At 72.1% G+C, this 16,950-nt stretch carries 18 protein-coding genes; 17 read left to right on the top strand and 1 reads right to left on the bottom strand.

From position 1 onward, the window contains the following. Window positions 1-19: 19 nt before the first annotated feature. Together E5082_RS04850 and ffh are read left to right on the top strand one after the other, a co-directional pair. Window positions 20-2,527 carry a [protein-PII] uridylyltransferase gene (locus tag E5082_RS04850; RefSeq protein WP_135789991.1) on the top strand — a complete coding sequence of 836 codons (2,508 nt, stop codon included), beginning with the start codon at window positions 20-22 and terminating at the stop codon, window positions 2,525-2,527. A gap of 117 nt (window positions 2,528-2,644) precedes the next feature. Continuing rightward, on the top strand, window positions 2,645-4,195 hold the full coding sequence (ffh, locus tag E5082_RS04855; protein ID WP_135789992.1) for a signal recognition particle protein: 1,551 nt from the start codon (window positions 2,645-2,647) through the stop codon (window positions 4,193-4,195). Between the two features lie 73 nt (window positions 4,196-4,268). Here the strand turns inward: ffh and E5082_RS04860 are convergent, their stop codons facing one another. Beyond that, window positions 4,269-5,111 (bottom strand): methyltransferase domain-containing protein, encoded by an 843-nt coding sequence (locus tag E5082_RS04860; protein ID WP_190045373.1) that lies wholly within the window; start codon window positions 5,109-5,111, stop codon window positions 4,269-4,271. Window positions 5,112-5,548: 437 nt separating this feature from the next. Here E5082_RS04860 and E5082_RS04865 point away from each other — a divergent pair, with 437 nt between their 5' ends. The 15 genes from E5082_RS04865 (at window position 5,549) to dprA (ending at window position 16,895) form a co-directional block, all read left to right on the top strand. Further along, window positions 5,549-6,148 (top strand): hypothetical protein, encoded by a 600-nt coding sequence (locus E5082_RS04865; protein WP_030808564.1) that lies wholly within the window; start codon window positions 5,549-5,551, stop codon window positions 6,146-6,148. 273 nt (window positions 6,149-6,421) lie between these two features. Continuing rightward, a complete protein-coding gene (gene rpsP / locus E5082_RS04870) occupies window positions 6,422-6,844 on the top strand; it encodes a 30S ribosomal protein S16 (RefSeq protein ID WP_135789993.1) in 423 nt (140 codons plus the stop codon). A gap of 5 nt (window positions 6,845-6,849) precedes the next feature. Beyond that, complete coding sequence (locus E5082_RS04875; protein WP_005479813.1) at window positions 6,850-7,089, top strand: RNA-binding protein; 240 nt, start codon at window positions 6,850-6,852, stop codon at window positions 7,087-7,089. 82 nt (window positions 7,090-7,171) lie between these two features. Beyond that, window positions 7,172-7,750 carry a ribosome maturation factor RimM gene (gene rimM / locus E5082_RS04880; protein ID WP_135789994.1) on the top strand — a complete coding sequence of 193 codons (579 nt, stop codon included), beginning with the start codon at window positions 7,172-7,174 and terminating at the stop codon, window positions 7,748-7,750. Then, a complete protein-coding gene (gene trmD / locus E5082_RS04885; protein WP_135789995.1) occupies window positions 7,747-8,580 on the top strand; it encodes a tRNA (guanosine(37)-N1)-methyltransferase TrmD in 834 nt (277 codons plus the stop codon). The genes rimM and trmD overlap by 4 nt, the downstream gene beginning before the upstream one ends. 135 nt (window positions 8,581-8,715) lie before the next feature. Continuing rightward, the gene (gene rplS / locus E5082_RS04890; protein ID WP_135789996.1) at window positions 8,716-9,066 is read left to right on the top strand and encodes a 50S ribosomal protein L19; all 351 of its coding nucleotides are present in this window, start codon (window positions 8,716-8,718) and stop codon (window positions 9,064-9,066) included. A 45-nt stretch (window positions 9,067-9,111) separates the two neighbouring features. Next, entirely contained in the window at window positions 9,112-9,804 is a 693-nt protein-coding gene (gene lepB / locus E5082_RS04895; protein ID WP_135789997.1) for a signal peptidase I, read from the top strand. Next, window positions 9,797-10,906: a signal peptidase I gene (gene lepB, locus E5082_RS04900; protein ID WP_135789998.1), complete on the top strand. Its 1,110-nt coding sequence runs from the start codon at window positions 9,797-9,799 to the stop codon at window positions 10,904-10,906. Before lepB (E5082_RS04895) ends, lepB (E5082_RS04900) begins: the two co-directional genes overlap by 8 nt. Continuing rightward, window positions 10,839-11,777, top strand: coding sequence for a signal peptidase I (gene lepB, locus E5082_RS04905; RefSeq protein WP_135789999.1), 939 nt, complete (start codon window positions 10,839-10,841; stop codon window positions 11,775-11,777). Before lepB (E5082_RS04900) ends, lepB (E5082_RS04905) begins: the two co-directional genes overlap by 68 nt. Before the next feature lie 201 nt (window positions 11,778-11,978). Continuing rightward, window positions 11,979-12,722 (top strand): signal peptidase I, encoded by a 744-nt coding sequence (lepB, locus tag E5082_RS04910; protein ID WP_135790000.1) that lies wholly within the window; start codon window positions 11,979-11,981, stop codon window positions 12,720-12,722. Next, entirely contained in the window at window positions 12,712-13,218 is a 507-nt protein-coding gene (locus E5082_RS04915) for an NUDIX hydrolase (protein WP_135790001.1), read from the top strand. The genes lepB (E5082_RS04910) and E5082_RS04915 overlap by 11 nt, the downstream gene beginning before the upstream one ends. Before the next feature lie 56 nt (window positions 13,219-13,274). Continuing rightward, a complete protein-coding gene (locus E5082_RS04920; protein WP_003993268.1) occupies window positions 13,275-13,583 on the top strand; it encodes a DUF2469 domain-containing protein in 309 nt (102 codons plus the stop codon). Between the two features lie 166 nt (window positions 13,584-13,749). Continuing rightward, complete coding sequence (locus tag E5082_RS04925; protein ID WP_135790002.1) at window positions 13,750-14,115, top strand: YraN family protein; 366 nt, start codon at window positions 13,750-13,752, stop codon at window positions 14,113-14,115. After that, the gene (locus tag E5082_RS04930; protein ID WP_135790003.1) at window positions 14,116-15,741 is read left to right on the top strand and encodes a YifB family Mg chelatase-like AAA ATPase; all 1,626 of its coding nucleotides are present in this window, start codon (window positions 14,116-14,118) and stop codon (window positions 15,739-15,741) included. It begins immediately after the preceding gene. Beyond that, complete coding sequence (gene dprA / locus E5082_RS04935; protein WP_135790004.1) at window positions 15,738-16,895, top strand: DNA-processing protein DprA; 1,158 nt, start codon at window positions 15,738-15,740, stop codon at window positions 16,893-16,895. The genes E5082_RS04930 and dprA overlap by 4 nt, the downstream gene beginning before the upstream one ends. Window positions 16,896-16,950 lie beyond the last annotated feature (55 nt).

Below are 16,950 nucleotides of genomic sequence, written 5' to 3' on the forward strand. Positions count from 1 at the left end.
GAAAGACAGGAGTCGCTGGGTGACGCGCACGGACGACCACAAGACCGACGACACGGGACCCAGCGGCTACGCGGCGGCCCGGCTGCACCTCCTCAACGAGGGGGCGCGGTCCGGGCCGCCGCGCCGTACCGCCCTCGCCGGAATCACCGACGACTGGCTGACCGGCCTCTTCACCGCCGCCGCCCCCACCGCCAAGGGCATCTCCCTCGTCGCCGTCGGCGGCTACGGACGCGGTGAACTCTCCCCCCGCAGCGACCTCGACCTGCTGCTCCTGCACGACGGCAGCGACCCCGCCGCGGTCGCCGCCCTCGCCGACCGGCTCTGGTACCCCGTCTGGGACCTCGGCATCAGCCTCGACCACTCCGTCCGCACCCCAGCCGAGGCCCGGAAGACCGCCGGTGAGGACCTCAAGGTCCAGCTCGGCCTCCTCGACGCCCGCCACCTCACCGGCGACCTCGGCCTCACCGCCGGACTGCGCACCGCGATCCTCGCCGACTGGCGCAACCAGGCGCCCAAACGCCTCCCCGAACTGCAGGAACTCTGCGCCGAACGCGCCGAACGCCACGGCGAACTCCGCTTCCTCCTCGAACCCGACCTCAAGGAAGCCCGCGGCGGACTCCGCGACGCCACCGCCCTGCGGGCCGTCGCCGCCTCCTGGCTCGCCGACGCACCCCGCGAGGGCCTCGCCGACGCCCGCCGCCGCCTCCTCGACGCCCGCGACGCCCTCCACCTCGTCACCGGCCGCGCCACCGACCGCCTCGCCCTGCAGGAACAGGACCAGGTCGCCGCCGAACTCGGCCTCCTGGACGCCGACACCCTGCTCCGCCAGGTCTACGAGGCCGCCCGCGTGATCTCGTACGCCGGTGACGTCACCTGGCGCGAGGTCAGCCGCGTCCTGCGCGCCCGTGCCGTACGCCCCCGGCTGCGCCAACTGGCAAGGGAGCGGAGCGACTTCCTCAGAAGGGCGGTGGCGGGCGACGGGAGGGCGATCGGCGGCGGCAAAGCCGTCGCCGAACGCTCACCCCTCGCCGAAGGCGTCGTCGAGCAGGACGGCGAGGCCGTCCTCGCCCGCACCGCACGCCCCGAACGCGACCCGGTACTGCCCCTGCGCGCCGCGGCCGCCGCCGCACAGGCCGCGCTCCCGCTCTCCCCCCACGCCGTACGGCGCATGGCCGCCACCGCGCGCCCCCTCCCCACCCCCTGGCCCGCCGAGGCCCGCGAACAGCTCATCACCCTGCTCGGCTCCGGACGCCCCACCGTCGACGTATGGGAAGCCCTGGAGGCCGAGGGCCTGATCAGCCGGCTGCTCCCGGACTGGGAACGCGTCCGCTGCCGCCCCCAGCGCAACGCCGTCCACCTCTGGACCGTCGACCGGCACCTCATCGAGACCGCCGTCCGCGCCTCCGCCCTCACCCGCCGCGTCAGCCGCCCCGACCTGCTCCTCGTCGCCGCCCTGCTGCACGACATCGGCAAGGGCTGGCCCGGCGACCACTCCGTGGCCGGCGAGATCATCGCCAAGGACGTCGCAGCCCGGCTCGGCTTCGACCGCGCCGAGGTCAGCGTCCTCGCCACCCTCGTCCGGCACCACCTGCTGCTCGTCGAGACCGCCACCCGCCGAGACCTCGACGACCCCGCCACCGTCCGCGCCGTCGCCGACGCCGTCGGCAGCGAGAGCACCCTGGAACTCCTGCACGCCCTCACCGAGGCCGACGCCCTCGCCACAGGCCCCGCCGCCTGGTCCACCTGGCGCGGCTCCCTCGTCAGCGACCTCGTCCGCCGCGTCTCCGCCGTACTCGCCGGCGACCACCCCGGCAGCGAACCCGAACCCGTCGCGCCCACCGCCGAACAGGAACGCCTCGCCATCGAGGCCCACCGCACCGGCGGGCCGGTCCTCGCCCTGCGCGCCCAGGCCGAACCCGGCCCGCCGGAGGAGTCCGCGGAGACGGGCGAACCGCTCGGCGTCGAGCTGGTCATCGCCGTACCCGACCAGCCCGGCGTGCTGCCCGCCCTCGCCGGGGTCCTCGCCCTGCACCGGCTCACCGTCCGCACGGGCGGGCTGCGCACGCTGCGGCTGCCCGACGATGTCGACGACGACGGCTCCGTCCTGCTGCTCGACTGGCGGGTCGCCGCCGAGTACGGCTCGCTCCCACAGGCCAGCCGGCTCCGCGCCGACCTCGTCCGCGCCCTCGACGGCTCCCTGGACATCACGAGCCGCCTCGCCGAACGGGACGCCGCCTACCCCCGCCGCCGAGGCCGCGCCGCCCCGCCCCCGCGCGTCACCGTCGCCCCCGCCGCCTCCCGCCACGCCACGGTCATCGAGGTCCGCGCCCAGGACGCCCCCGGCCTCCTCTTCCGCATCGGCACGGCCCTGGAGAAGGCGGCGGTCCGGGTCCGCAGCATGCACGCCAGCACGCTTGGCGCCAACGCCGTCGACGCCTTCTACGTCACCAGCGGCACAGGGGCGCCTCTGCCCCCGGAGGACGCGGCGGCGACCGCCCGCGTGCTGGAGGAGGCGCTGCGGGCCTGAGACAGGTGCCGGTACTCCCCGCCCGCCGAGTGCGACGGGCGGGGACGAATCGCTTGCGCGGCCGGATACCCTGGAGGGCAGCCCAAAACGACTCCGACCTCGAGGACCGACGCCGCCGTGTTCGATACTCTCTCCGACCGCCTGTCAGCGACTTTCAAGTCTCTCCGGGGCAAGGGTCTGCTGACCGAGGCGGACGTCGACGCCACGGCGCGTGAGATCCGCATCGCCCTCCTCGAAGCGGACGTGGCGCTCCCTGTCGTCCGGTCGTTCATCAAGAACGTCAAGGAGCGCGCGCTCGGCGCCGAGGTCTCGCGGGCCCTCAACCCCGCCCAGCAGGTGCTCAAGATCGTCAACGACGAGCTGGTCACCATCCTGGGCGGTGAGACCCGCCGTCTGCGCTTCGCCAAGCAGCCGCCGACCGTGATCATGCTGGCCGGTCTCCAGGGTGCCGGTAAGACCACGCTCGCGGGCAAGCTCGGCCGCTGGCTGAAGGAGCAGGGCCACTCGCCGCTGCTTGTCGCCTGCGACCTCCAGCGCCCCAACGCCGTCAACCAGCTGAGCGTCGTCGCCGAGCGCGCCGGTGTCGCGGTGTACGCCCCCGAGCCGGGCAACGGCGTCGGCGACCCGGTCAAGGTCGCCAAGGACTCCATCGAGTTCGCCAAGGCCAAGGTCCACGACATCGTGATCGTGGACACCGCCGGCCGCCTGGGCATCGACCAGGAGATGATGCAGCAGGCTGCGGACATCCGCGACGCGGTCTCCCCGGACGAGATCCTCTTCGTCGTCGACGCCATGATCGGCCAGGACGCGGTCAACACCGCCGAGGCGTTCCGCGACGGCGTCGGCTTCGACGGCGTGGTGCTCTCCAAGCTCGACGGTGACGCCCGCGGTGGTGCCGCCCTGTCGATCCGGCAGATCACCGGCAAGCCGATCATGTTCGCGTCCAACGGCGAGAAGCTGGACGAGTTCGACGCGTTCCACCCCGACCGGATGGCCTCCCGCATCCTCGACATGGGTGACCTGCTCACCCTGATCGAGCAGGCGGAGAAGACGTTCAGTCAGGAAGAGGCCGAGAAGATGGCCTCGAAGCTGGCGTCGAAGAAGGGCCAGGACTTCACCCTGGACGACTTCCTGTCCCAGATGGAGCAGGTCAGGAAGATGGGCAGCATCAGCAAGCTGCTCGGCATGCTCCCGGGCATGGGCCAGATCAAGGAGCAGATCAACAACATCGACGAGCGGGACGTGGACCGCACGGCCGCCATCATCAAGTCGATGACCCCGGCCGAGCGCACCGACCCGACCATCATCAACGGCTCCCGCCGCGCCCGTATCGCCAAGGGTTCCGGTGTCGAGGTCAGCGCGGTGAAGGGCCTGGTGGAGCGTTTCTTCGAGGCGCGCAAGATGATGTCCCGCATGGCCCAGGGCGGCGGGATGCCGGGCATGCCGGGGATGCCGGGCATGGGCGGCGGCCCCGGCCGCACCAAGAAGCAGCCCAAGAAGGCCAAGGGCAAGCAGCGGTCGGGCAACCCGATGAAGCGCGAGCAGCAGGAGCTGGAGGAGGCCCAGCGCCGCGAGGCCGCCGCGCAGGGCGGCCACGCGCTCGGTCTGCCCCAGCAGGGCGGCCAGGACTTCGAACTCCCCGACGAGTTCAAGAAGTTCATGGGCTGACACCGGTCCCGCACGTGCCGAGGGCGCCCCTTCTTCGTGAGGGGGCGCCCTTCGCGCATCAGGGTGCGCCCCGTCAGGGCACGCGGGCGATCAGGTAGCGGAAGACGTTCGGCATCCAGACCGTCCCGTCCGGGCGCCGGTAGGGGTGCAGGGACTCGGTCAGCTCCTTGCCGACCTGCTTGCGGTCCGTCGCCGCGACGGCCGCGTCGAACAGTCCGGTCGACACCAGCCCGCGTACCGCGCTGTCGGTGTCGGCGTACCCGAACGGGCAGGCCACCCGGCCGGAGCCGTCCGGCCTCAGTCCCGCGCGCAGAGCGACCTCCTCCAGGTCGTCCCGGCGGGCCGGGCGCCAGGTGCGGGCGCCGCGCAGCGGTTCGGCCAGCTTGGCGGCGACCCGCAGAACGGTGGAGGTGGCGCACCGCTCGGGCGGGCCCCAGCCGGCCAGCACCACGGCGGCCCCGCGTGCGGCCAGCGGCAGCGCGGCGGCGAGGGTGTCATCGAGGCCGGCGGAGTCGTCGAGGGCGCCGACCGTCTCGTAGGCGGTCACGAGGGTGTACGGGGGTGTGTCGTCGTCGGCCGCGTCCGCGGGGGAGTCCGCCTGTACGAGCCGGGCGTCCAGGGGGCCGTCCGGGTCCAGGCGTTCGCGGGCGAGGGCGAGGTGTTCGGTGCGGGAGTCGACGCCGGTGACGGCCGCGCCCTTGGCGGCCGCCAGCAGCAGGGCGAGCCCGGAGCCGCAGGAAAGGCCCAGCAGGCGGGTGCCCGGTCCCACTTCGAGGCGCTCGTGGACGGTCTCGTGGAGCGGCAGAAGCATCCGCTCCTGGATCTCCGACCAGTCGCGCGCGCGTTTGCGGGGGTTCACGCGGGGTGGTGCGGAACCCGCGTGGGCCAGGTGCTCCCGCACGAGCGTAGGTGTCATAGGTAGCGCCCCAATCCGCCGGCTGTCCGTCGCTGTGCCCGGTGTGTGGCCCCCCGTGTGCCGTGCGTGCGCACTTTCCACGTATGCCAGGTAACTCCCGGCTCGCCGTGTCGTCCAGTGGTCGTGGGGCCCGGCTTGCCGCCGGATGGCGCGTGTGGCTCGAATTCACGCCCCCGCAACGCTGCCGCGCACCACCGGGTTCGGCGGCGCTCGGGGGCACCCGGTAACGTGCGGATTCCGGTGGTGGCAGTAGCCCCGCGGACGCCGGTGGCCGTACGTCTGGCTACGCACCGGCTTGTGGGGAGCTGCGAGGCTTCTCCGTGAAACGGCGGACCCGCCCTCGTCAGGACGCATCGGCGACAACTGACGGGTAGGTGCAAATTATTTGAGATGCCCCGGAATAGGAACACAGCGGCACCCCCGCTCGTTGTCATTACGTGAGCACGACACAGACACCACCTGTTCTCGCCGCGGAGCTGGCACAGGCGTGGGCCGACATTCAGCGGTACCACCCCGAGCTGCCCGACCTCGCCGCACCGGAATCACTGATCGGGGAGTCGTCGTCCGCGTGCGGGCACGAACTCTCCTTCGAGCGGCTGCTGCACGAGGCGGTGCACGGCATCGCCGCCTCCCGCGGGGTGCGTGACACCTCGCGCGCCGGCCGCTACCACAACCGCCGTTTCCTCGCCGTCGCCGAGGAGCTGGGCCTGGACCACCCCGAGGAGCCGCATCCCAGCAGCGGTTTCTCGCTGGTCACGCTCAACCCCGAGGCCAAGCGGCGTTACCGTCCGACCATCGACCGGCTGCAGCGGGCGCTGAAGGCGCACACGGTGGCCACCTCCGCCGACACCTCGCGCACCTTCAGGGGCCCGGCCGCCCGGCACGGCTCCTCCGGGGGTGGGGTCCGGGTCAAGGCGGTCTGCGACTGCGGGCGCAACGTCCGTGTGGTCCCCTCGGTCCTGGCGCAGGCGCCGATCATGTGCGGCGGCTGCGGCAAACCGTTCCGCATCCCGGAGGCGGTGGCAGCGGCGAGCTGACAAGACGGCTGCTCGTGGCAGCCGTACGGTCAGCTTCCCTCCGCCCGGCGGGCGGGCGCGGGCGCGGCGCCGAGCGCCTCACAGGCATGCCCGCGATTGCTGGCCGTGTCCCTCGGCGCCCCGCCGGGTGTGGCACAATGTCTAGCTGTACTCGACAGTCGCACAGGACCCCTCTCTCCTCCGGCTGACGCGTCCATCGGGCACTCGGGTACCGCAACCCCACGCGGCAACTCCGCCGTGCCCAACACGTCAATTCCAGGAGAACTCACTCCCGTGGCAGTCAAGATCAAGCTGAAGCGTCTGGGCAAGATCCGTTCGCCTCACTACCGCATCGTCGTCGCCGACTCCCGTACCCGCCGTGACGGCCGGGCCATCGAGGAGATCGGCAAGTACCACCCGACCTACAACCCGTCGGTCATGGAGGTGGACGCCGATCGCGTCGCCTACTGGCTGGGTGTCGGTGCGCAGCCGACCGAGCCGGTGCTCGCCATTCTGAAGAAGACCGGCGACTGGCAGAAGTTCAAGGGCGAGCCGGCCCCCGCGCCGCTCCTCGTCGCCGCGCCGAAGGCCGAGCGTCCGTCGTTCGAGGGCCTCGGCTCCGACGACGACAGCAAGGGTGAGGCCATCACCCAGAAGAAGAAGGCTGAGAAGAAGGACGAGGCGGCCGCTGAGTCCGCCGAGTCGACCGAGGCCTGAGCAGCATGCTCGAAGAGGCGCTTGAGCACCTCGTGAAGGGCATCGTCGACAACCCCGACGATGTGCAGGTCGCCTCGCGCGACCTGCGCCGCGGGCGCGTGCTGGAGGTCCGGGTGCACCCCGACGACCTCGGTAAGGTGATCGGCCGCAACGGCCGCACCGCGCGCGCTCTGCGTACCGTCGTGGGCGCCATCGGCGGCCGCGGTGTCCGTGTCGACCTCGTCGACGTGGACCACGTCCGCTGACGCTTCATAGCAACCGGCTCGGGCCGGGGAGGGCCACTGGGCCGTCCCCGGCCCGCAGTCGTATGACAGGAGATCTGTACTCGTGCAGTTGGTAGTCGCACGGATCGGCCGTGCTCATGGCATCAAGGGTGAGGTCACCGTCGAGGTGCGGACCGACGAGCCGGAGTCGCGGCTCGCACCGGGCGCCGTCCTGGCCACCGACCCGGCGTCCGTCGGGCCGCTCACCATCGCCACCGGCCGCGTGCACAGCGGCCGTCTCCTCCTGCGCTTCGAGGGCGTCGGCGACCGCACCGGCGCGGAGGCGCTGCGCAACACGCTGCTGATCGCCGACGTCGATCCGGAGGAGATGCCGGAGGACGAGGACGAGTACTACGACCATCAGCTCATCGACCTCGACGTGGTCACCGAGGACGGCACGGAGGTGGGCCGGATCACCGAGATCTCCCATCTGCCCTCCCAGGACCTCTTCATCGTGGAGCGGCCGGACGGCAGCGAGGTGCTGATCCCCTTCGTGGAGGAGATCGTCAGCGAGATCGATCTGGAGGAGCAGCGGGCGGTCATCACCCCGCCGCCCGGCCTGATCGACGACCGGGCCGAGATCGCTTCCGCGCGGGACGAGGCTGCGGAGGCTGCCACGCGCGACGAGGACGAGGACGCATGAGGCTCGACGTCGTCACGATCTTCCCGGAGTACCTGGAACCGCTGAACGTCTCCCTCGTCGGCAAGGCCCGCGCGCGCGGCCGGCTCGACGTGAACGTCCACGACCTGCGCTCCTGGACCTACGACCGGCACAACACGGTTGACGACACTCCGTACGGCGGCGGTCCCGGCATGGTCATGAAGACCGAGCCCTGGGGCGACGCCCTGGACACCGTGCTGGCCGACGGCTACGAGTCGGGCGCGCACAGCCCCGCCCTGATCGTGCCGACCCCGAGCGGCCGCCCCTTCACCCAGGAACTCGCCGTCGAGCTGTCGGAACGGCCCTGGCTGGTCTTCACGCCGGCCCGCTACGAGGGCATCGACCGTCGGGTCATGGACGAGTACGCGACCCGGATGCCGGTCTACGAGGTGTCCATCGGGGACTACGTCCTCGCGGGCGGTGAGGCGGCCGTCCTGGTCGTCACCGAGGCCGTGGCCCGGCTGCTGCCCGGCGTGCTCGGCAACGCCGAGTCGCACCGGGACGACTCCTTCGCCCCCGGCGCGATGGCCAACCTCCTGGAGGGGCCGGTCTACACCAAGCCGCCCGAGTGGCGGGGCCATGGCATCCCGGACGTGCTGCTCAGCGGGCACCACGGCAAGATCGCGCGCTGGCGGCGGGACGAGGCGATGCGCCGCACCACCGCCAACCGGCCCGACCTGATCGAGCGCTGCGACCCCGCGACGCTCGACAAGAAGGACCGGGAGATGCTCTCCATCCTGGGCTGGTCCCCGGACCTGGAGGGCCACTCGTCCGGGCGATTTTGGCGCAGGAGCGACGGCGTGGAACAATAGGCCGCTGTTGTGCGTCCGTCCGGCGTGCGCCCCTGCCACAGGGGGACACGACGCCCGTTCCGACCCGCACGGCAGACCTCTTCGAACATCTAGTTCCGTTGATGACCTGTGGCATCAGCGAAGAAAGCAGACGAAATGTCTCACCTGCTCGACACCGTCGACTCCGCGTCGCTGCGCGACGACGTCCCGGCCTTCCGCCCGGGTGACACCGTCAACGTGCACGTCCGCGTCATCGAGGGCAACCGCTCGCGTGTGCAGCAGTTCAAGGGCGTCGTGATCCGCCGCCAGGGTTCGGGCGTCCGCGAGACCTTCACGGTCCGCAAGGTCTCCTTCTCCGTCGGCGTGGAGCGTACCTTCCCGGTGCACACCCCGATCGTCGAGAAGATCGAGCTCGTCACCCGCGGTGACGTGCGCCGCGCCAAGCTGTACTACCTCCGTGAGCTGCGCGGCAAGGCCGCGAAGATCAAGGAGAAGCGCGACAACTGAGCGCCTGCCCGGAGCCCTGACGGGGCCGGATAGCATCTGGCCCCGATGGACACCGAAGCACAGCCCGCCGAACGCGACCGTTCCCGCCCACCCGGTACACCGGGTACGCGGGGCCGGTCGCGTTTCGCGTTGGCCCCGCTCGCCGAGCGGGTGCCGGGCGGCCGGTTCACCCTGGCGCTCCTCACCTGCCTCGCCTTCCTGCTGCTCCTGAGCACGTTCGTGGTGCGGCCGTTCGAGATTCCGAGCGGTTCCATGGAGCGCGGATTGAGGGTCGGGGACCGCGTCCTCGTAAACAAGTTGGCGTACCGTTTCGGTGCCCGTCCGAGCCGTGGTGACGTGGTGGTGTTCGACGGGACCGGCTACTTCGGGCACGCCGACTACATCAAGCGCGTTGTAGGGGTGGGAGGCGACCATGTGGTCTGCTGCGACAGGGAGGGGAGGATCGAGGTGAACGGCCACCCGGTCGACGAGACGGGGTTCCTCTATCCGGGGAACAGCGCGTCCGACGTGCCCTTCGACGTGGTGGTGCCCGACGGCCGCCTCTTCCTGCTCGGCGACCACCGTGCCCGCTCCAGCGACTCCCGCGACCACCTCGGCTCGCCCGGCGGCGGCATGGTCCCGGTGGAGGACGTGGTGGGGCGCGCCGACTGGATCGTCTGGCCGTACGGCCACTGGACGCGCATCGAGCGCCCCGGCGCCTACGCGCACGTACCTGCCGCGGAGGCCGCGCATGGGTAACCGGGCAAGGCCGCGCGGGGTGTCCGGCGCGGCCGCCGACAATCCGCTGCCCACCGGTGCCCGCCGGACCTCCCGGCCGAGCGCCGGCCGTTCGCGGGCCGAGCGGCGCAAGCTTCAGCGCAAGGTGAAGCGCAAACGCAGACGGTCGGCGGTGCGGGAGATCCCGCTGCTGCTCGGGGTCGCGGTGCTGATCGCGCTGGTGCTGAAGACCTTCCTGGTGCAGGCGTTCGTGATTCCCTCCGGCTCGATGGAGCAGACGATCCGGATCGGGGACCGGGTGCTGGTCGACAAGTTCACCCCCTGGTTCGGCTCCCGGCCGGAGCGCGGTGACGTGGTGGTGTTCCACGATCCGGGCGGCTGGCTGACCGGCGAGGAAGCGCCGAAGAAGAACGACCCGGTCGTGGTCAAGCAGGTGAAGGAGGGGCTGACCTTCATCGGCCTGCTCCCCTCGGACAACGAGAAGGACCTGATCAAGCGGGTCATCGGGGTGGGCGGCGACCACGTGAAGTGCTGCGACGCCGAGGGGCGGGTCACGGTCAACGGCGCCCCGCTCACCGAGGGCGCGTACATCTATCCCGGCAACGCCCCCTCCGCGACCACCTTCGACATCACGGTGCCCAAGGGCCGCCTGTGGGTGATGGGCGACCACCGGGGCAACTCCGCCGACTCCCGCTATCACCAGAACCTCCCGTACGGCGGGACCGTCTCCGAGGAGTCGGTCGTCGGCCGGGCGATGTTCATCGGCTGGCCCTTCGCCCACTGGACGCGCCTGGACGAACCTAAAACCTTCGCAAGCGTCACCGACGCGGCCTCCGGGGCGAGTGCGGCCCGTGCCCCGTCGCATAGGGTTGCCCCCTACGATCCGAACGGACTGACCCAGCTCCCGACCCCTGCGGAACTCCCGCTCGTTATGGGAGTGGTGGGCCTGCACCGTGCATGGGGCAGGCGGCGGCACAGAGTAAGGAGTTGGCGTGGGGGATGTGGCGGTTGGCGCACGGTCGGGGCACGACGGCGAGGAGCACCGCGGGCACCCCGTGGGGTCCGACGCCTCGGCCCGGGACGGCGCCGGGAACTCCGGGAACGGCTTCGCGGCGGCCGGTGACGGCACCCCGCCCGGCCGGCCCCCGCATACCGACGAGGGCGGTGGCGGCGGCGGTGCCGCGCGCCGGCCGGAGAAGCAGCGCTCGTTCTGGAAGGAACTGCCGATCCTCGTCGGCATCGCGCTGGTGCTGGCCCTGCTGATCAAGACGTTCCTGGTGCAGGCGTTCTCCATCCCGTCCGACTCGATGCAGAACACCCTCCAGCAGGGTGACCGCGTCCTGGTGGACAAGCTCACCCCCTGGTTCGGCTCCGAGCCCGAGCGCGGCGAGGTCGTCGTCTTCCACGACCCGGGCCAGTGGCTGGCGGGCGAGCCGACGCCGGAGCAGAACGCGGTGCAGAAGGCGCTGAGCTGGATCGGCCTGATGCCGTCCGCCGAGGAGAAGGACCTCATCAAGCGTGTGATCGGTGTCGGCGGCGACACGGTCGAGTGCGAGGGCAGCGCCCCGCTGAAGGTCAACGGCAAGGCGCTCGACGAGCCGTACGTCTACCCCGGCAACACGCCGTGCAGCGTGGACGACCAGGGCGGCCAGTTCAAGGTCAAGGTGCCCGAGGGTCACATCTGGGTGATGGGCGACCACCGCCAGAACTCGCGGGACTCCCGGTACAACCAGACCGACGAGAACCACGGCATGGTGCCGGTCAAGGACGTCGTCGGGCGCGCGATCGTGAAGGCGTGGCCCATCAACCGCTGGGGCACCCTGCCGATCCCGGACACCTTCGACCAGCCGGGCCTGGACACGCAGAGCTCGGCCGCCGCTTCGCTGCCGTACGCGCCGGGCGCCGGTGCGGTCGCGCTCGTGGTGCCGGTGGCGGTGTGGCGTCGCCGCAAGGGCACTCGTCCCGCTGCCGCCGAGGCCGCGCGCGAGGTGTGAGCTCGCGGGGCACTTGAGGTGTGGGTTCGCGCGGCACTTGAGCTGTGACCCATGGGCACTGCCGAGGGCGGTGTTTCCCGGAGACCCGGTGAAGAACCGGTCACCGGGGGACACCGCCCTCGCGGCTTTCCGGCCCGGTGTGCTACCAAAGGCGGATCGTGGCAGGCCGGGCGACCCCGGCGGAGGGGACCGGGAGACGACATGGCAAGTGCCCAAGGCGCGGAGTCCAAGGGCGGCCTCGGCGGGAAACTGTCGGGCGTGGCGGTGGCCCTGGGCCTGCTGCTCTTCCTGGCCGGCTTCGGCTGGGCCGCGGTGACCTACCGGCCCTACACCGTGCCGACCAGCTCGATGACCCCCACCATCGACGCCGGTGACCGGGTGCTGGCCCAGCGGGTCGACGGCGCGGACGTGCGCCGGGGCGACGTGGTGGTGTTCAGCGACAAGACCTGGGTGACCGGTGCCGACGTGGTCAAGCGGGTGGTCGCGGTCGGCGGGGACACCGTCGCCTGCTGCACCGACGGCAAGCTGAGCGTCAACGGCAAGCCGGTCGAGGAGCCCTATCTGCCCAAGGGCGCCCCGGCCGAGGTCAAGGGCTTTCCGACGGTGACCGTGCCCAAGGGCCGCCTCTTCCTGCTCGGCGACGAGCGCCAGGGCTCGCTGGACTCCACCGCGCACCTCACCGACGCCGCCGAGGGCACGGTGAGCCGCGGTGCGGTGCACGCCCGCGTCGACTCCGTGGTCTGGCCGATGCGGGGCATGCTGACCCGGCCGACCGGGTTCGAGGCGCTGGGCACGCTGTCGGAGCCGGGTCCGCTGCCGCTGATCGAGGTGATGATCGTCGCCGGTGCGGTGCTGGTCCTGGGCGGCGCCGCGTACGGCCCGATCGCGGCGCGTGTGGGCCGCTCCCGCGGCCGGAGCAGCGCGGAGCCCGTCCATGCCGGCTGAGGACACCTATGCGGGCGGGCTGCGCAAGGTCGCCCGTGTGGTGCTGCTCGACCCCGCCGACCGCGTCCTGCTGCTGCACGGCCACGAGCCGGAGGACCCGGCCGACGACTGGTGGTTCACCCCCGGCGGCGGTGTGGAGGGCGCCGAGACCCGCGAGCAGGCCGCGCTCCGTGAACTGGTCGAGGAGACCGGCATCACCGAGGTCGACCTGGGCCCGGTGCTGTGGCGCCGCCGGTGCTCCTTCCCGTTCGCCGGGCGCCGCTGGGACCAGGACGAGTGGTACTACCTGGCCCGTACGACACAGACGGCGACGGCCGCCCTCGGGCTGACCGAGCTGGAGCGGCGCAGCGTGTCCGGAGCGCGCTGGTGGACGTGCCGGGAACTCGAGCGGGCGCATGAGACGGTGTATCCGACCAGGCTCGCCGGGCTGCTGCGCACGCTGCTCGACGAGGGTCCCCCGGCCACGCCCGTGACCCTCGACACGGAAATCGTCTGAGGGTTCGCCGGACTGGCGCACAATGGGGGGATCGCACGGCTGAAGGGGAAGCTGCCATGAGCGCCGAGGACCTCGAGAAGTACGAGACCGAGATGGAGCTGAAGCTCTACCGGGAGTACCGAGACGTCGTCGGTCTGTTCAAATACGTGATCGAGACGGAACGGCGCTTCTACCTCACCAACGACTACGAGATGCAGGTGCACTCGGTCCAGGGCGAGGTGTTCTTCGAGGTGTCGATGGCCGATGCCTGGGTGTGGGACATGTACCGCCCGGCGCGGTTCGTCAAGCAGGTCCGGGTGTTGACGTTCAAGGACGTGAACATTGAGGAGCTGAACAAGAGCGATCTGGAGTTGCCGAGCGGGTGAGGTCGCTCCGAGGCAGCTCTGAGGCACCTCTGAGCTTGTTCGGGTAGGGCCGGCGCTGGTCGTCACTCAGACGGGTGGCGGAGATATCCACAAGCGCGGCTCCGTCCACCAAGATCCACTTCTTTCGGTGTGCCCCGACACGGTGGGTGCCGGAGGTGGTGCCGACATGAACAAGGCACGCAGTGGACTGGGCAGGTACGGCGAGGATCTGGCCGCGCGGCGGCTGACCGAGGCCGGGATGAGCATCCTGGAGCGCAACTGGCGCTGCGGACGCTCGGGAGAGATCGACATCGTGGCGCGGGACGGCGGCACGCTGGTCGTCTGCGAGGTGAAGACCCGGCGCGGCGGGGAGTTCCAGCACCCGATGGCAGCCGTCACGCCCGAGAAGGCGCTACGGCTGCTGGACCTGGCCGAGCGATGGGTGCATACCCACGGCGGAGCACCGCCGGACGAGGTCCGGGTCGATCTGGTCGGGGTGCTGCTGCCGCGGCGAGGCGCGCCCGCCGTGGAGCACGCGCGGGGGGTGGCCTGAATGGGATTCGCCCGCACCTGCTCGGTGGCCCTGGTCGGTGTCGAGGGTGTTCTCGTCGAGGTCCAGGCCGACCTCGAGCCTGGAGTGGCGGCCTTCACCCTGGTGGGGCTGCCGGACAAGAGCCTGACGGAGAGCCGGGACCGGGTCCGGGCCGCCGTGGTGAACTCCGGCAGCGAGTGGCCGCAGAAGAAACTCACCGTGGGACTGAGCCCCGCCTCGGTGCCCAAGGCCGGCTCGGGATTCGATCTCGCCGTGGCGAGTGCCGTGCTCGGCGCGGCCGAGCGCATCGACCCCAGGGTGCTGGCCGACATCGTCATGATCGGCGAACTCGGGCTGGACGGCCGGGTCCGGCCGGTCCGGGGCATCCTGCCCGCCGTACTGGCCGCCGCCGACGCCGGGTACACCCAGGTCGTCGTGCCCGAGTGCGCCGCTGCCGAGGCCGCGCTGGTGCCCGGGGTATCCGTCCTCGGCGTACGCAGCCTGCGCCAGCTCATCGCCGTCCTCGCGGACGAACCGGTACCCGAGGAGGAGCCGGATGCTCACGGACGTCCCGATCCGCTCCTCGCCGGGCTCCGGATGCCGGGTACCGGTTCGGCCACCGGTATGCACAGCGCCGGGGCGGCCCAGCACGACCAGGGCCACGACCTGGCCGACGTGGTGGGCCAGACCTCGGCTCGTACGGCGGTGGAAGTGGCCGCGGCCGGCGGTCACCACCTCTTCCTCGAGGGCCCGCCGGGCGCGGGCAAGACGATGCTCGCCGAACGGCTCCCCGCCGTACTGCCCCGGCTGACCCGGCAGGACTCCCTGCAGGTCACCGCCGTGCACTCGGTGGCCGGGCTACTGCCACCGGGCAAGCCGCTCATCGACGTGGCGCCCTACTGCGCCCCGCATCACTCGGCCACCATGCAGTCACTGGTCGGCGGCGGCCCCGGTGTCGCCCGGCCCGGTGCCGTCTCCCTGGCCCACCGGGGCGTGCTGTTCCTGGACGAGGCGCCCGAGTTCCACACCCAGACGCTGGACGCGCTGCGGCAGCCGCTGGAGTCCGGGCACGTGGTGATCGCGCGGAGTGCGGGCGTGGTGCGGTTCCCGGCGCGGTTCCTGATGGTGCTCGCGGCCAACCCCTGCCCGTGCGGGCGATTCTCCCAGCGCGACTCCCTGTGCGACTGCCCGCCCTCGGCGATCCGGCGCTACCAGTCCCGGCTCTCCGGCCCGCTGCTGGACCGGGTGGACCTGAGGGTGGAGGTCGATCCGGTGACCCGCGCCCAGTTGTCCGACCCCGGTGCGCGCGGTGAGTCCACCGCGACCGTGGCCGACCGGGTGCGCGAGGCCCGGCAGCGGGCGGCGGCCCGGCTGGCCGGGACCCCGTGGGCCACCAACAGCGAGGTGCCCGGCCGGGAGCTGCGCAGCCGCTTCCACGCCGTGGCGGGCGCGATGGACGAGGCCGAGCGCAATCTGGAGCGGGGCGTGCTCACCGCACGCGGCATCGACCGGGTGCTGCGGGTCGCGTGGACCGTCGCCGACCTGCTCGGACACGACCGCCCGGACGCCGGGGACGTGGCCCTCGCCCTGCAACTGCGCACCGGCGTCCCCCGCGGCGTCCCCATGGCCATCGGAGCCCTGGCATGACGGCGGACCGTGCGGAGGAGGAGCGGACCGGTCGGGTGTTCCTCACCCGCGTGATCGAACCCGGCGACGACGTCGGCGGACGGTGGCTGCGGCTGTTCGGGGTGCCCGAGGTGGTGCGGCGGCTGCGGGAGGGCGGCGACCCGCTGCCGGGGGTGAACGGCACCCGCTGGCGGGGACTGCTGGCACGGGCGGCGCGCGCCGAGCCGGAGGCGGATCTGGCGGCGGCGCGGGAGGCGGGGGCGCGGTTCGTGTGTCCCGGGGACACCGAGTGGCCCGCCCAGCTCGACGACCTGGGCGACGGACGCCCGGTGGGCCTGTGGGTGCGCGGCAGACCAGGGCTGCGGATGTGGGCGCTGCGCTCCGTGGCCGTCGTGGGGGCCCGCGCCTGCACCGAGTACGGCGCCCACGTGGCCGCCACTCTCGCCGCCGGGCTGGCCGAACGGGGCTGGGTGGTCGTCTCCGGCGGGGCGTACGGGGTCGACGGCGCCGCTCACCGGGGTGCCCTCGCGGCCGACGGGGCCACCGTCGCCGTGCTGGCCTCGGGGGTGGACCAGGCGTATCCGCGCGGGCACGCCGCGCTGATCGACCGGATCGCCCAACAGGGACTCGTCATCGGGGAGTTGCCGCCCGGTGATCATCCGACGCCCAGCCGTTTCATCGTCCGCAACCGGGTGATCGCCGCGCTCACGCGGGGCACGGTCGTCGTGGAGGCCGCCTGCCGCAGTGGCTCGCTGGCCACGGCCCGAGCCGCCCAGCGGCTCGGCAGATTCACCATGGGAGTACCCGGCCCGGTGACGAGCGGGCGCTCCACCGGGGTGCACGAACTGCTGCGCGGGGAGGCGGTGCTCGTCACCGACGCGGCGGACGTCGTCGAACTCGTCGGCGGGATCGGTGAACTGGCCCCGCCCCGGCGCGGCCCCGTACTCCCGCGCGACCTGCTCGACCCCGACGCGGCCACCGTCCTCGCCGCCCTGCCCGCCGCCCGCACGGCCGGGCCCGAGGAGATCGCCCGCGAGGCACGCACCACCCGAGAGGAGGCCGTCGCCCGGCTGTACGAGCTTCGAGCGCTTGGCTATGTCGAACGACACGACGACGGCTGGAAGTTGACACGCCAGGCGATGCTTCCGGTCAGGAAGGACCCGCACCCGTCCTGACCGAAGGTGTTCGGCCGTCCGGGGGAATCCTCTACGCCCCTGGGATTTACCGGAG

The sequence above is a fragment of the Streptomyces griseoluteus genome (assembly GCF_004784465.1).
Classification (GTDB): domain Bacteria; phylum Actinomycetota; class Actinomycetes; order Streptomycetales; family Streptomycetaceae; genus Streptomyces; species Streptomyces griseoluteus.